Origin of the sequence: Yoonia ponticola (assembly GCF_014199395.1) — a bacterium.
In the GTDB taxonomy this organism is placed as follows: domain Bacteria; phylum Pseudomonadota; class Alphaproteobacteria; order Rhodobacterales; family Rhodobacteraceae; genus Yoonia; species Yoonia ponticola.
The window spans coordinates 119,877-134,533 of the sequence record NZ_JACIJM010000002.1 but is presented as its reverse complement, the minus strand read 5'-3'; the positions used below and the strand labels follow the sequence as shown (position 1 = coordinate 134,533).

Genomic DNA, 14,657 nt, shown 5'->3' with positions numbered 1-14,657 from the left:
CCTTACTGCGCGGCAATGCCCTTGTCGGGGGTTGCCAGCACAGCCGCAAACCGCTCGCGTTCAGCCATTGCCATGCGAATAATCCGAGGCGCGTTCAGGTGTTCAGGCGTGCCCATTTGACGGCCCGACCAGCCTTTTGCGCCTAGGTTCACACCGCTCAGCGCAGACAGCGGAACCGCACCGATCAAGCTAATCGCAATCGGCATGAGCCAAAAACTAACTAGACCTTGGGTCATGCCAGCGATGATCGTTGCACCCATCAGCGTCTCGACGGCATGAAACTTCAGCATCACGCCAAAGCTATAGCGCCCACCGCGACGCTGTTGCGGCGTCCAGGTTTCCTGATAGCCGACGACCGTGCGGATCACGGCAATCGTCTGCTGAACCATCATGATCGGCGCATACAGAATCGACAGCAAAATCTCGGCGATCAACGATCCAACGAACTGAAACGCGCCGCCCATATCGCGCATATTCAGACCGGAACGGCTCGCGGCGGCGGCGCTCATTAACTTTGGCGCAAGCAACATCCCGTACATAAACGCAAGGATCGCCAGTGAATTTCCAGCCGTCATGGCAGGCCAGTTAACTTGCGGATCGTAGCCGGAAAAATAGCGAATTGCGTTGGTTTGATCGCCGTCGCCGACCAAGGCCCAAACCAGCAGCAACGCAAACCACGCAGGCGACATCAAATAGCCCATTGCACCGCTGATCAGATGGAAACGCGACACGGCATGAAACCCGCGTGAGCCAATCAAACCAAGGTGTTGCAGGTTGCCCTGACACCAACGCCGGTCCCGTAAAACATAGTCGATCAGGGTCGCTGGGACCTCTTCGTAAGACCCGCCAATGCGCGGCAAAAACCGAACAGACCAGCCCGCACGGCGCAGCAAACCCGCCTCGATAAAGTCATGCGACAGGATCAATCGCCCGTTGCCTTTGCGGTTCATCACCTTCGGCAACCCAGCGCAGGACGCAAAAGCGGCAGAGCGAATAATCGCGTTATGTCCCCAATAATTGCCCTCTCGGTCGGTCCATTTCGCCAGACCTTCGGCCAAAGCGGCACCGTAAACGCGGTTTGAAAACTGCTGAACCCGACCAAAAAGCGATTGCGCACCAAACAGCGTTGGAAACGATTGAATTAACCCTGCTGAAGGGTCGCACGCCAGCGCATCCGTCAGGCCAATGATCGCTTCACCCGCCATCAAGCTATCGGCGTCCAACACCAGCATCGCCTCATAAGCGCCGCCCCAGTTTTCAACCCAGTCAGCAAGATTGCCAACCTTGCGGTCCACATTTTCGACGCGCCGACGGTAATAAACATCGCTGCCAAGGTTCAATTGCGAACGCAGCGCCGCAAAGGCGCGTTCTTCTTGGACTGCGATATCCGCATCGCGCGTGTCAGAAAGGATAAATAAATCAAAGCTATGGACGTGCTTTTGCTCGTCCAACGCCTGCAACATCGCAGCGGCGTTGCCGAATACGTCTGCTGTGTCTTCGTTATAGACTGGCACGAGCAACGCGACTTTCATCGGCGTAACGGGGCCATCATGGGCGACACGCGGACGCGCCCAAAGCAAGTTCGCGACACCCAAGAATGATGTGCTCACCGATAAGGCAATCCAGAAAAAGGTAAACGCGATCAAGGCGATCACGATCCCCTCAAACGCGGAAAAGCCGTCCATAGCGAACCAGTCGCTAAAAGCTGCGATCAACGCGGCAGTTGCTGCAATCGCGGGCAAAAACGTCGCCGCACGCCACCAAACGGTGCGTGATCCGGCGGGCGTTGAAATAGGCGCGGTTGCATCAAAATAGGGCTGATCCAACTGCTGGATCGGCATTGCGCGTGATGCCGTTGTTGGCATCCACCCGGCTTGATTTTGGCGGTCTAGATCGTCCATCTGTAAAGCCATACCTCAGTGATTGCGGTGCCGTTCAAGTGTAATTGCGCCCGCATTTCAACAGCTTGCGCATCCCCCGGCAGCAGTGAAAACGCAAGCCTCACCCCTCCGGTTCCGTGATTGCGTTGCAGAACACCGGGCGACACGTCACCCGTGTTCGTGCGGATTGTCAGTGTCACATCGTCCAGATTGTCGGGCAGATCAGGGTGATCCGTAAAATCAATCGCGAAGACGGTTTTAACCTGATCGAACCCTTTTCCGATCCGTGTATTCGTCACACGAGCAACGTCCGGCAGGCCAACAGGCTCGCCGCCCCAGCGCATCGCATAGCTGAAATGATGCTCGGACCCGACGGTTAACGGCTCGGCAGGACGCCAATAGGCGACGATATTGTCGTAGATTTCCAGATCAGCAGGGATCTCGATCAGTTCCACCACACCATTACCCCAGCCCTTTTTCGGGGTAATCCACAGCGACGGACGGTTCTCGTAATGCGCTTCCAAATCGGCATAATCGTCAGCAGTGCGATTCCGTTGCATCAGCCCGAAACCTTGGGGGTTCTCGTCGGTAAACGATGAAATCTGCACACGGGTCGGGTTGGCAAGCGGCCGCCAGATCGTTTCGCCGTTACCGTTTACGATCAACAACCCTTCGCTATCATGAACAGCAGGGCGGAAATCGTCGAAACGGTTACGGTTCGTCTCATCAAACAAGAACATCGACGTCAGCGGTGCGACGCCAACATGCGTCAGATCAACACGCGGGAACAGCGTCGTTTCGACGTCCATCACAGTCGGTTCGCCCTTTGCGCCCGCACGAATGCGGAACGTATATGCACCAGTCGTCGACGGGCTATCCAGCAGCGCGTGAACGACGAATTGGGTATCGCCAGCCTCTGCGGCTTCGACCCAAAACTTGGTGAAGTCTGGGAATTCTTCGCCGTCAGGATCAGCCGTCCGCAACGCCAAACCACGCGCAGACAAGCCATAATTCTGACCATTCCCAATCGCACGGAAGTAGGACGCGCCTTGAAACACGGTAAATTCTTCAAAGATTTCGGCGGTCGTCATCGACGTGCGCAGGCGGAAACCCGAATACCCCATCGTCTCGCCGGTTGGCAAATCAGGGAATTCATCAGTCGTTTCAAACAGATCAATGTTGAATGGCAACGTCTTGGATTTCTGGTCCTGAACGATGTTCACCTCAGCAGGGCGCGGCACAAACAATCCAGCGCTAAACAGGTCCATCTTCAGCGGGCGGTCTTCACCAACCCAGACAGCTTTGCGCGGATCAAACCAAATATGCGAAAATTCGTCATAGGTCAGGTCCAGCCATTCCTGCGGAATTTGCGGCACAGGCGCATAAGCTGATTTGGCAAGCTCCCGCGCCATTTCCGTCACCATTTCAGGGGCAAACGGTTTCCAAAGTGGTTCAATCGTAGCCTGGGAATAGGCGGGGCCAGCAACAGCAGCGGCGGACATACTGATTAAAAGGGCGCGACGTGAAATCATCCTGTAGCAGACTTTCTCCAAGGTTGGCTTTTGAACCAAGCGGCCGTGTAGGCAATAAAAACAAGAAACGCCCAGCCGAGAATATTCCCGGCAGCGACGAAAACGTGAGACTTAAGAGGCGTGACGTCGTCGGCCACGGCCCCTGTCTCAGTTAGAACAAATCCTACGAAAATCGATAGCATCATCGCGACAATGAAGACGGCAAGCGATTGTTGGCCGACTTTGGTTAATAAAGCGACGATAATTTTGCCAAAACGCGCCGATGCGGTCCGACCTGTGATGATCAACCGACGTCCACCATCGCCCGCAATGGCGTAAGCCAGATAGGCGAGGGCAAGAAAATGCGTGTAACGGGCGATGCCAAGATCGGTCTTCGTAATCAAATTCGGATTCGCACGACGCCAATCAGCAGCCCAGTCAAAACCCCATTCGCGGATCGCGACGTTGGACAACATCATCATGCCCAGCACGACGATAGACGCCAATACGACCAAGAGAGTGTTAACAGGCGGACGCGGCAACCAGCCACGCACCAGCGCAAAACCAGTGAAAAACACCAACTGCCACGCAAAAGGGTTAAAGAACCACGGGCGGTCGCTGGTCAAAGACGCAGGCAACGATACCGCGATCCGCTCGGTCCCGAGCGCGATCATAATGCCCGTCTGTGCGATAAACCAAAGCGCTATGCAGAACGCGAAAACCAGCCCGACATGAACCGATGCAAGCCCCATCACCAGAGGCATCATCAGCAGGATCATGATATACATCGGCAGAATGTCGAAATAATTCGGCACATAGGTCATGGTTAACAGACCAAACAGATGGTCCTTGGTCTCGTTGAAAAACTGGCTCAGGTTCAGACTGTTCACATAGTTCTTTTCAAACCCGAAACTATCCAGCGCGATCAACATAAACGACAGCGCAAAGAACAGACAAATATGGGCCCAATAGACCTGCCAGCAGCGAAACAGCACACGGGCGGTCCCTAACAACCAGCCGCGGCGATCAAAACTACCGCCAAAGGCAATCGCCGACGCCATTCCAGAACAGAACACAAAGATTTCTGTCGCGTCGGAAAAACCAAAGCGACCGGGAATCCAGCCGCCCCAGAAATTGCCGGGCGTGTGCGACGTAAAGATAACGAGCATCGCAATGCCACGATAAAAATCTAGCCTTGGGTCGCGTACGCGCGGCATGTCTGGGTGTGTGGCTGTGGCCATCAATATCCGTCCTTGGTTCCGGTTTTACTCAGCCGGAAAACGGGCAGCGACACCAGCGGCGGCGCGGCCCTCAGAGATCAGCGACCGACGGGCAGCAGCATAACCATCTTCATGGCCATTGCGGCGGATCGAGCGGGCGGCAAGGATATCTTCGGCTTCGTCCAAGTAGCCAGCACGGATGCCACTGTCGATAGTTAATCGTTCAAAAACATCACGCTGCGCGTGTGATCCGCCCGCATCTTGGATGGTTTTCCGCCCACGTGCCAGATTGACGAATGCTTTGCCAAATTCCGCCTCGCCAAACGCCTCTAATCCGGTGGCAATTGCCATGCCGGGGGATGCCATCGCACGCTGCATGTCTGTTTTTCCGCTAGACGCATCGCGGTGTAAACGGCCCAGAAGTTTCGTGATTTCCGCGTCGCGATTGTCGCCAACCAGCGCTAACATGTAGTGAAGATCAGCAAAGATCAGACAGCCGTCTTCAGTCCGGTTCGCGGACAGATCAGCCAGTTCTTCCCAACGATCACCGACGTTGACGCCATCCAGTTCGAGCCGAGACAAAAGCGACGTAGCATTTGAAATATCACGATAATCATCGGTTTTGTCTTGGCGAATTTCGCGGTCATACAGGTCCAAAACAACATCATGCTGACCCAAATCAAGGTGCATCAACGCCTTGTGCCACCACACGTGATAACGGAAATTGTTGCAATGCGCCCACGCGCTTTCGCGTCCGGTTAACCACTTAATTCCGCCCGTCGCATCGGCTGTCATATCATGAACATGGGCGACTGCATGCAAGCCCCACGCGTCATCCGGCGCGATCAGCATACCTTCGCGGCCAACAGTTTTCGCGCGCGAATAATCGCCAGTTTCTTCCAACGCAAAAGCATAACAACCCATCAAATAGCCACGTCCGGGGTGGTCTGGGCCATAGGCTGGCATCACGTTTTCCAGCATCTGGCGCATCCCACGATTGTCCCCAAGGACAAAGCGAGTCGCGTGATCCAGCTTAACCGCTAGAATATCGTCAGGTGCAGCGGCGATGTTCGCCTCAAAGTGCGCAATCGCGGCTTTGGGTTGCCCATCAATCCAGCAGGCAAGCGCGTCGATAAAATGCTGTTCGCGGGCGCTAATTGGGTTTGCCTGCGCAGCGGCACGGGCCGTGGTTAACGCTTCACGCGCCGTTTCCATCAATTCACTACGGCCCAACAACGTGTAAAACATGCCTTTGACGGCATGACCAAGCGCGAAATCAGGCGACGCGGTTAACGCCTCACTCAAATGTCCGGGTGTCGCCGCACCATGCGCCAGAAACGCCATCTGTGTTTTATTCCACGCCTCTAGCGCAGGGCCGGTTGCGATTGTCGTCGTTTGGCCAAATATGTCCTGCGTCATGCGTCGTCCGTTCTTTAAAAAGCTATATCGCGGACATCGCCGCGCATTCGTTGGCACTGACATACAGGCACTATGGCCAGAATTAATCTCACAGACCCGTGAATAACGGACCTGTTATCAGTATTGCAGAGGTAAGGTGCTGTTTATTCAGCGTTTCGGCTTGATTTCGCCTAAAACATGATCTGTGTCCTGACCAAAGCGCGGCGGCGCACGTCGATAGGTTACAGGCGTTTTCGAGAGCTTCAGGGGATTCCCGATGACCCGCACGTCGCCTGACTTTGCGTCATTTGTGGGAATCGTCGCGATCATATCACGGGCTTTGACCTGCGCGCTGCCGAACACTTGATCCAGCGTCTGCACCGGACCGACCGGCACTTTGCGGGCCTCTAGTCCGGCGATCACATCATCCATCGGACGCGCCGCGATCAGTGGTACAATCATCGCCAGCAGTGCGTCGCGATTTGCCAGCCTCGCAGGGTTCGTCGCATAAAGCGGATCATCCGCCAAATGCGGCACGTCCAGAAACGCGCAGAACCTACGGAACTGCCCGTCGTTGCCGACAGCAACAATCACATGCCCGTCACTGGTCGCAAACACCTGATAAGGCACAATATTCGGATGCCCATTCCCGCGCCGTTTCGGAAGTTCACCATTTGTAAGGTGGTTCACACCCTCATTAATCAGCCACGCAATCTGGCTATCGACCAACGCGACATCAATATGCTGCCCTTCACCCGTTTTATCTCGGTGCCGCAGCGCCGCCAAAATCCCGATCGTCGCGTACATCCCGCACATCACGTCGGCAACACCCACGCCAACTTTCATCGGTTCACCATCCGGTTCACCCGTCAACGACATGATCCCGCCAAAGCCTTGGGCCATCAGATCGTAACCCGGTTTGCTCGCATTCGGACCCGTTTGCCCAAATCCAGAGATCGAACAATACACAAGCGCCGGATCAGCAGCCAACAACGTGTCCGCGTCCAACCCGTATTTCGCCAGCCCACCGGGCTTGAAATTCTCGATCACCACATCGCACTCGGCAGCCAAGGCACGGATCGTGTCCTGCCCTTCCACCGTCGCAATATCGACAGCAACCGACAGTTTGTTCCGGTTCGCGCACATGAAATACGCGCTTAAATCAGTCGGTTCACCATCCACGCCCTCAACAAACGGCGGCCCCCAACTGCGCGTGTCATCACCGCCCGTTGCAGGGTTTTCGATCTTGATGACCTCGGCCCCCAGATCACCCAGCAGTTGTGTACACGTAGGCCCCGCCAAAATCCGGCTCAGGTCAAGAATACGCAGCCCATCCAACGCGCCAGCCATCAGATACGCCCATCATATGCGTGTTTGTCGATCACCGCCGCGATCAACGTAAAATTATCCGCCGTTTGCGCCGCCTCAAGCGCCTCACGCAATTCTTCGCGAGTCGTCACAGTCGCCCCGTAACCGCCAAACGCACGACCAATGGCGGCATAGTCATGCCCCCTGAAATCAACGCCGTTATTGTCCAGCTTACGCTGCCGTTGTTTCAAATCAATTAACGCCAGCGATTGATCCACAAACACCACGAAAATCGTGTTCTGACCGTTCTCTGCTGCCGTCGATAAATCACCAGCAACCATCAATAATCCCGCGTCTCCGGAAAAGCTGACGACCGTCCGGTCAGGGGCCGCCATTTTCGCGCCAATCGCGAGCGGCACAGCGCATCCCATCGTGCATAATCCCGTCGATTGTAGCAGCGTGCGCGGGTCCGAACATTCCCACATTTGCGACAGTAAAATCCGATGCGCGCCGCTATCCACCGTCGCAATCGTATCAACTGGCAGCGCATCGCGGCACTCTGCAATCACAGCGGCTGGCCCCCATTCATCATCGCGCGGAAACGCAGTGGCAAGGGCCGTTTTCACCGTCTCCGGCTCGCCATCCGGCCAGGTCGCACAGGGCGGAATCCCTTCGGACAATGCCGCCAACGTAGCCCCAGTATCAGCAATAAAATTTACCGTTCCTTGGTGCATGAAATGGTGGTTTGGCGTGGCGGTAATGTCGATCACATTTGTCACCATCGGGTCCCAGACGTCCTGCCAGCCGGGACGCATTTCAATCGGATCGTAACCGACGCAAATGATCAAATCAGCCTCGTCCAGCAGCGGCAAAAGATGCTTATCGGCCAACGGCGACAGCCCCGCACCACCGAGGCACAGCGGGTGATCTTCGGGCATCACGCCCTTCGCTTTATAGGTCGTGATCACCGGAACCCCGTGAATTTCAGCAAAGGCGCGCACCGTCTCGGCAGAGCGGTCCTTGATCACATCCAAACCCACAATCATCACCGGACGCACAGCCTCGGACAGCCAATCGCGGGCCGTCAACAAATCACTGCCAACAGGGGCCACATCGCTGGCCACGGCACGCCGCAACGGCGCAGGCACGGCAGGCGCATCAGCGACAGAAATCGGCACATCAATATGCACAGGGCCGGACCGGCCCTCGGTCGCGATCCCAATCGCCTTTTCCGCGATGATACCAGCCGCCTGCGCATCCAGCGTAAACGTAGCCTTTGTGATCGGTTCAAACACCTTGCGATGATCCAGAACCTGGTGCGTGTAACTCTGGGCTTCAGCCGCATCGACGCAGCCGGTCAGCACGATCAGCGGCACGCGATCCTGCTCGGCATTGGCGACCACATTCACGCCGTTCATTGCACCGGGTCCAACAGTCGCGACCAAAATCGCGGGCGCACCGTCAACGTGATGCACGCCCTCGGCCATAAACCCCGCCGCGTTCTCATGACGGGCCAGATGAAACGCAATTCCAGCCGTCTCAAGCGCATCGATCAAGGTTAACACCTCGCCGCCCGGCATCCCGAACGCATGACGACACCCCGCTTCATACAAGCGACGGGCAAGCACATCAGCGGCACGCAATGTTTCGGTCATGAGAAATCCTTGATCTGTTTGTCGTATTTTAGCGGGTGGCAGGCGCATCTGCATCCTCTAATTTAGACGTCCGGTAAACTCACTTTTGCGACAGGACGCGCGCGGCCGACCACCCAAATTGATCCAGCGCCCGACGCGATAATGATCACAAGCCCGAGCAGCGCGATGGCATCCGGCCACTCGCCAAAGAACAAAAAGCCGAAGATGGTCGCGACAATGATCTGACTGTAGATCAGCGGGGCAATCACCGACGCTTCTGCGGCGCGGTTCGCAAGAACGAGCAGCAGGTTGCCGACAGCGGACCCCAACGCGCTCACCACGATCAACCCCAGCAACTGCGGCGTGACCGCTGGCACAGGCGCAATCGCGAGCGGGGCTAGCACGACAGACCCGATCACCAATTGCGAGAACAGCAAAAAGCGGGGGCGATATGATCCAGCGAGCCACCGCGTCGCGACCAAATAGCTACCGTGGAACATCCCCGCGAGCAGGGCAAAGCCTAACCCCGGCGTCATCCCAAATCCCGGTTTCACAACCAGCAACACGCCGCCAAAACTAACCAGCAACAGCACGGTGCGCGGCAGCGTCACGCGCTCTTTCAACACCAAACCGGACAATGCGTAAGATATAATTGGGCCGACAAAAAAGCCGCCAAAAACTGTGGCCAACTGCTCGGTCTTTAACGCAGTCAAAATTGACGCAATCCCGCCCGCAATCAAACAAGCGCGGAAAATCAACGCGGGCTTCAGCAGCAACCGCAACTCGCCTTTTTCCAATCCGCACAGCGGCGCCAACACCACAGCGGCCAGCGCAAACCGCGCCCAGGCCACGGAAAATTGGGAAAATCCGGCAGCGGTCAACATCCGCCCCGCAACATCGCCGCCCACGATCAAAACCATCGCACCCACAACCATAGCAACGACGCGCAACTGAAATGATCCGGCCATATGTTTCCCCTGAATTCCGGCGAACTCTCTGCCTTGCCCTCGCGATGGTCAACCGCCTCTTAGGCTTCTTTGGCTCTCTTTATATCCTGGGGGTTTGGGGGCTAGCCCCCAAGGCATCACCTCGCTAATGTTCATCAACGCCTAATCGGAGCTCCACAATGTTCGACCGCATCCTAGCCATGTTCCACCAAGAAGCCTCAGTCACCAAACTGCCCGAGGCAGACGCACAACACGCCATGGGTGCCTTGCTCGTGCGGGCGGCCAAAATCGACAAAGCCTACCTCTTTGAGGAAATTGAACAAATCGACGACGTCTTGGCGCACCTCTATGCACTGAATCCAGTCCAAGCAGCCAAAATGCGGGCCGAATGCGAAAAGCTGGAAGAGGCAATGCCCGACACCGACGCCCTCTCCACAATCCTGCACGACGCAATCGGTATCGCAGAACGCGAAGCCACAGTCGCAGCCCTCTGGGCCGTCGTTTTTGCAGACGGGGTCGAAGCTGAAGCCGAAGATGCCCTACTGCACCAAGTCGCCGAAATCCTCGGGGTCTCGCCAGAGGTCAGCAAACGCCTGCACGACGAAGCAATGGCAGCACACACGCCCGGCTAACGACCGCAATGCGGTTCAACCTTGCAGTCACGCCTAACCCTTGTTCTAACCCCCTGTAAATCAAAGGGAACGCGCAAATGGTCGATATCGCCACACGAGTCTGGAACCACAAATGGAAGATCGACCCCATCGTGCGGTCGCTCATCGACACGGATTTCTATAAACTCCTGATGTGTCAGTCGATCTTTCGGAACCACCCGAACACCGATGTCACCTTTTCGCTCATTAACCGCAGCAAAAACATCCGCCTCGCGGACCTCGTGGACGAAGGCGAATTGCGCGAACAACTCGACAACATCCGCTCGCTGTCCCTGTCACGCGGTGAATCCACATGGCTGCGCGGCAACACCTTCTACGGCAAACGGCAAATGTTCCGCCCCGACTTCATGGAATGGTTCGAAAACCACAAACTCCCGCCTTATCACCTCGAAAAACGGGACGGCCAATACGAACTCACCTTCGAGGGCAAATGGCACGAAGTCATGCTCTGGGAAATTCCAGCCCTCGCCACCCTTATGGAGCTACGCGGACGGGCTGTCCTTAAAGACATGGGGCGCTTCGAACTCCAAGTCCTCTACGCCCAAGCCATGACCAAAGTCTGGTCCAAAGTCGAAAAACTCCGCGACGTGCCAGGCCTCAAACTGGCCGACTTCGGGACACGGCGGCGGCACTCCTACCTCTGGCAAGACTGGTGCGTGCAGGCGCTCAAAGAGGGGTTGGGCGATAACTTCACAGGCACATCCAACTGCCGCATCGCCATGCACCGCGAGATCGAGGCGATTGGAACCAACGCCCACGAACTGCCCATGGTCTACGCGGCCTTGGCAGACGACGACGCGAAACTGCTGCAATCACCCTACGACGTGCTGGCGGATTGGCAGGAAGAACACTCCGGCAACCTGCGGGTGATCCTGCCCGACACCTACGGAACCCAAGGCTTCCTCGACGGCGCACCCGATTGGCTGGCGGGCTGGACTGGGATGCGGATCGACAGCGGCGATCCGGCAACTGGGGCAGAACGGGCCATCGACTGGTGGACAGCCCGCGGCGAAGACCCCACGAAAAAGCTGGTCATCTTCTCGGACGGGCTAGACGTCGACAAAATCGCCACCCTCCAAGCGCAGTTCGCAGGAAGGGTGCGGGTGTCCTTCGGCTGGGGAACCATGCTGACCAACGATTTTAAGGGCCTAGCGGCAGACGACGCCCTCGCACCATTTTCCTTGGTCTGCAAAGCCATCTCAGCCAACGGCAACCCGACAGTCAAACTGAGCGACAACCCCAACAAAGCCATGGGGCCTGTTGAGGAAATAGCACGGTATAAGCGTGTGTTTGGGGTCGGAGAGCAAGAGAAAGTTGAGGTTGTGGTTTAGATACCTTATCAACTCAGGGGTGTCATATTGATGAGTTTAAATAATGCCTCGCAAAACGATTATTTTCGGTAACGGCCTTGGCCGTGCATTGGACAATGATTTTTTCCAGTTACCCGCAGCGATGAAAACTGTGTGGGAAACGAACGATTTAATCTCTAACGATCAACGTCGGCTTATTGCGTCTGCTATTGAGGGCGTTGAAGTGGGCGACGGCCCGACGAATGAAGAAGAGCTTTTTGGTACACAATTAGCGCTAATGGCTTTTCGAGTTCTTCAATTTGCAGTTAAAGACGATGAGTTGGAACATTGGCTGACCAAAGATGCCATAAGTTATCCTGAGGCTTTGCAGCGCTATACCTACATGGTTGCCAAGTACTTTCATGGCTTTGATTTAACGGAGTGCGACAATGAAAATTGGGAGCCATTCATTGACGCGCTGGTAGGATTCATTTTTGATTCAAAATCGCATGTGGCGACATTGAATTATGATACATTATTGTATGCTCCCTTTAACGAAGAAAGAGAAATAGGCGGTAAGACAATACAGCTCTGTAGTGGTTTCAGTGGGACACTTCGTGACGGCTATACCGCTAATACCGGTTTTTCTGACTCTAATATGCAGCGGAAACATTGGAACCAAGCATCTGCAGCGTTCTATATGCATTTGCACGGATCACCTTTGTTTGTAGATGCTGGGGACGGCACGCCAAAGAAAATAAATAGATCTCAATTGGCCTATGAGGATGGATCACAACGTAGTCATATCGTGCTGACTAACGGGAAAATGAAGCCAAGTGTCATCCAAGCTTCGAAAGTTCTACAGATGTACTGGGATCATTTGCCTGTAGCGATCGGAGAGTCCGAAGAAATAGTCATCTTTGGGTATTCGGGTTGTGATGATCACCTTAACAAACTCATTAAAAATAACAGGTCGGATAAAACCATAAAGGTTGTTCAACGGACAAATGGTGATCCCGCGCAGCAAAAGAAAGATTGGAAAAATCGGTTAGGCGGTGAAGTTAATTTAGTTACTTTCGATAACATTCTTGAGTTTCGTGATTGGTGAAACGCTAATTAGCTTTCACTCATCCCCAACCTTCCCCCGCAACTTCTTCACAGCCCCGCGTACCTTCTTCCCCTCAAGCCGCCGCTTGACCGACCCATAAGTCGGCTTTGTCCCGATCCGGCGTTTGGGCACATGCAGCGCCTGCACGATCATCTCCGCCAGACGGTCCCGCGCAATCTCGCGGTTCCGCGCCTGTGACCGCGTGTCCTGCACAAACAGCACCACCGCCCCGTCCTTCGTCCATTTCTGGCCTGCGACCCGCCGCAGCCGCCGCTTCACGGCCTCGGTCAAATTCGGTGACCGCGCGGCCTCGAACCGCAGCTCCACCGCCGTCGACACTTTATTCACGTTCTGCCCACCCGGACCAGAGGCCCGCGCAAACTGCTCGGTCAATTCCCAATCCTCTAGCGTGATCTGATCGTTAATCTTCATCGGTTCTTTCAGCATGTCCCAAGATTATATCTCGAAAACACCCGCTCCATTTCATCAATTCACCGCAACCCGCGGCTCAGCCACGGCGCGTCATCTTCATTTCGCCTTAACAACTCAAAATACCCAAAGCTGACACAGCAGTGCACGCCTTGTGTACGGGTTGTGCACGCAAGTCACACCCCTGATTTTGAACAGGTTAACAACATCTGCCCCCACCGTCACGCCACCCCGCCGAACACGATATTGCGCCGCAATCTCGGGGGTCTAAATCGGCCCAAAGCCCATAGAAAAAGGGCCGCCCCGGCGATGGGGTGGCCCTTATCTGAATAGCGGAGGGGGGTCGGTTAGGTCGCCCACCCTGTGGTCTTCTTAACTAGGGGCTGCCCTAGATGAGACCCCCACAAGTTGTCCCGACTGCCTTCTCCAATACTTCATGATGCACTGGATCACCTCCTTTCAAAATGTTTCGCCTATACAATGGAAGGTGGCACACCTGATCTGAAAATCAAGATAATTTTTTGTGACAGGACCGTTTAACGCGGCTGAGACGCAAATCGCCCAACAATAATGCGAAACGGCACCAACGCCAGCAATGCAATCACCAGCTTCACCATCCAGTCAGCAACGGCCAAAGAAACCCACAAAGGAACGGCTGGGCCTGCGGTCAGAAACGGAACAGCATCCTGCGCCCAAACGACTTCATCCGTCGCGGCAGCCGATAACCCGTTGAAAGGCGCAGAGAACGCGATGGTGAAAAAGATCACCGTATCCACTGTTGAGCTGACCAAGGTCGACCCAAGCGGCGCCTTCCACCATGATCCGTCACGCAGTCGGTTGAACACGGCGACGTCCAGCAGTTGGGCGACACCGAACGCAACGGCGGACCCGATGGCAACACGCAACGCAACTGCGCTATAAGGGCCGTATTCGCTGTCGAAAACAATTTGCGTGCCGATCATTGAACATACAATGCCAGTCAAAAGCCCTGCGAACACAACCTTGCGTGCCGTCGGGGCCCCGTAAAGACGGTTCATCACGTCGGTGACAAGGAACGCGAGCGGATAGGTGAATGCCCCCCACGTTAACAATCCGTCAAGGATCAGAAATTGCACAAGGATATTAGAGGCAACTACAATAGCAGCCATGGCGATTACGCCGGGAAGAATACGTGTCATGTCTTTGGTTTCCGTTTTGACAAGGGTGCGGCACTTGGTCCTTGAATCGTTCAAGGACGCGCCCATTTAGGCCCCTGCCTTGCG

General features: G+C 55.5%; 12 protein-coding genes. 3 read left to right on the top strand and 9 right to left on the bottom strand.

Annotated elements, in window-relative coordinates:
* Positions 1-2 precede the first annotated feature (2 nt).
* The 7 genes from mdoH to FHS72_RS03475 form a co-directional block, all read right to left on the bottom strand.
* A complete protein-coding gene (mdoH, locus tag FHS72_RS03505) occupies positions 3-1,901 on the bottom strand; it encodes a glucans biosynthesis glucosyltransferase MdoH (protein ID WP_183525669.1) in 1,899 nt (632 codons plus the stop codon).
* Positions 1,889-3,412 carry an OpgD/OpgG family glucan biosynthesis protein gene (locus tag FHS72_RS03500; RefSeq protein WP_183525666.1) on the bottom strand — a complete coding sequence of 508 codons (1,524 nt, stop codon included), beginning with the start codon at positions 3,410-3,412 and terminating at the stop codon, positions 1,889-1,891. The genes mdoH and FHS72_RS03500 overlap by 13 nt, the downstream gene beginning before the upstream one ends.
* Positions 3,409-4,632, bottom strand: coding sequence for an OpgC family protein (locus FHS72_RS03495; protein WP_183525664.1), 1,224 nt, complete (start codon positions 4,630-4,632; stop codon positions 3,409-3,411). Before FHS72_RS03495 ends, FHS72_RS03500 begins: the two co-directional genes overlap by 4 nt.
* A 24-nt stretch (positions 4,633-4,656) precedes the next feature.
* Positions 4,657-6,030: a tetratricopeptide repeat protein gene (locus FHS72_RS03490; protein ID WP_183525662.1), complete on the bottom strand. Its 1,374-nt coding sequence runs from the start codon at positions 6,028-6,030 to the stop codon at positions 4,657-4,659.
* Between the two features lie 147 nt (positions 6,031-6,177).
* A complete protein-coding gene (locus FHS72_RS03485) occupies positions 6,178-7,359 on the bottom strand; it encodes a CaiB/BaiF CoA transferase family protein (RefSeq protein ID WP_183525659.1) in 1,182 nt (393 codons plus the stop codon).
* A complete protein-coding gene (locus FHS72_RS03480) occupies positions 7,359-8,972 on the bottom strand; it encodes a thiamine pyrophosphate-binding protein (RefSeq protein ID WP_183525656.1) in 1,614 nt (537 codons plus the stop codon). Before FHS72_RS03480 ends, FHS72_RS03485 begins: the two co-directional genes overlap by 1 nt.
* A gap of 62 nt (positions 8,973-9,034) precedes the next feature.
* The gene (locus FHS72_RS03475; RefSeq protein WP_246414459.1) at positions 9,035-9,919 is read right to left on the bottom strand and encodes a DMT family transporter; all 885 of its coding nucleotides are present in this window, start codon (positions 9,917-9,919) and stop codon (positions 9,035-9,037) included.
* A 158-nt stretch (positions 9,920-10,077) separates the two neighbouring features.
* Between FHS72_RS03475 and FHS72_RS03470 the strand changes: the two genes are divergently transcribed.
* From FHS72_RS03470 to FHS72_RS03460, 3 genes are all read left to right on the top strand, one after another.
* Complete coding sequence (locus FHS72_RS03470; protein ID WP_183525653.1) at positions 10,078-10,530, top strand: tellurite resistance TerB family protein; 453 nt, start codon at positions 10,078-10,080, stop codon at positions 10,528-10,530.
* A gap of 77 nt (positions 10,531-10,607) precedes the next feature.
* Positions 10,608-11,900, top strand: a complete 1,293-nt coding sequence (gene pncB / locus FHS72_RS03465) for a nicotinate phosphoribosyltransferase (protein ID WP_183525650.1) — start codon at positions 10,608-10,610, stop codon at positions 11,898-11,900.
* A gap of 43 nt (positions 11,901-11,943) precedes the next feature.
* A complete protein-coding gene (locus FHS72_RS03460; RefSeq protein WP_183525647.1) occupies positions 11,944-12,966 on the top strand; it encodes a hypothetical protein in 1,023 nt (340 codons plus the stop codon).
* A 15-nt stretch (positions 12,967-12,981) separates the two neighbouring features.
* Here FHS72_RS03460 and arfB read toward each other — a convergent pair whose 3' ends face one another.
* Positions 12,982-13,398, bottom strand: coding sequence for an alternative ribosome rescue aminoacyl-tRNA hydrolase ArfB (gene arfB / locus FHS72_RS03455; protein WP_183526514.1), 417 nt, complete (start codon positions 13,396-13,398; stop codon positions 12,982-12,984).
* A 533-nt stretch (positions 13,399-13,931) separates the two neighbouring features.
* Positions 13,932-14,573: a queuosine precursor transporter gene (locus FHS72_RS03450; RefSeq protein ID WP_183525644.1), complete on the bottom strand. Its 642-nt coding sequence runs from the start codon at positions 14,571-14,573 to the stop codon at positions 13,932-13,934.
* Between the last annotated feature and the right edge of the window lie 84 nt (positions 14,574-14,657).

Coding starts and splice junctions, on each gene's coding strand:
- FHS72_RS03460 (WP_183525647.1), top strand. CDS start 11,944: ATGCCTCGCAAAACGATTATTTTCGGTAACGGCCTTGGCCGTGCATTG.
- mdoH (WP_183525669.1), bottom strand. CDS start 1,901: ATGGACGATCTAGACCGCCAAAATCAAGCCGGGTGGATGCCAACAACG.
- arfB (WP_183526514.1), bottom strand. CDS start 13,398: ATGAAGATTAACGATCAGATCACGCTAGAGGATTGGGAATTGACCGAG.
- FHS72_RS03475 (WP_246414459.1), bottom strand. CDS start 9,919: ATGGCCGGATCATTTCAGTTGCGCGTCGTTGCTATGGTTGTGGGTGCG.
- FHS72_RS03490 (WP_183525662.1), bottom strand. CDS start 6,030: ATGACGCAGGACATATTTGGCCAAACGACGACAATCGCAACCGGCCCT.
- pncB (WP_183525650.1), top strand. CDS start 10,608: ATGGTCGATATCGCCACACGAGTCTGGAACCACAAATGGAAGATCGAC.
- FHS72_RS03495 (WP_183525664.1), bottom strand. CDS start 4,632: ATGGCCACAGCCACACACCCAGACATGCCGCGCGTACGCGACCCAAGG.
- FHS72_RS03450 (WP_183525644.1), bottom strand. CDS start 14,573: ATGACACGTATTCTTCCCGGCGTAATCGCCATGGCTGCTATTGTAGTT.
- FHS72_RS03480 (WP_183525656.1), bottom strand. CDS start 8,972: ATGACCGAAACATTGCGTGCCGCTGATGTGCTTGCCCGTCGCTTGTAT.
- FHS72_RS03500 (WP_183525666.1), bottom strand. CDS start 3,412: ATGATTTCACGTCGCGCCCTTTTAATCAGTATGTCCGCCGCTGCTGTT.
- FHS72_RS03485 (WP_183525659.1), bottom strand. CDS start 7,359: ATGGCTGGCGCGTTGGATGGGCTGCGTATTCTTGACCTGAGCCGGATT.
- FHS72_RS03470 (WP_183525653.1), top strand. CDS start 10,078: ATGTTCGACCGCATCCTAGCCATGTTCCACCAAGAAGCCTCAGTCACC.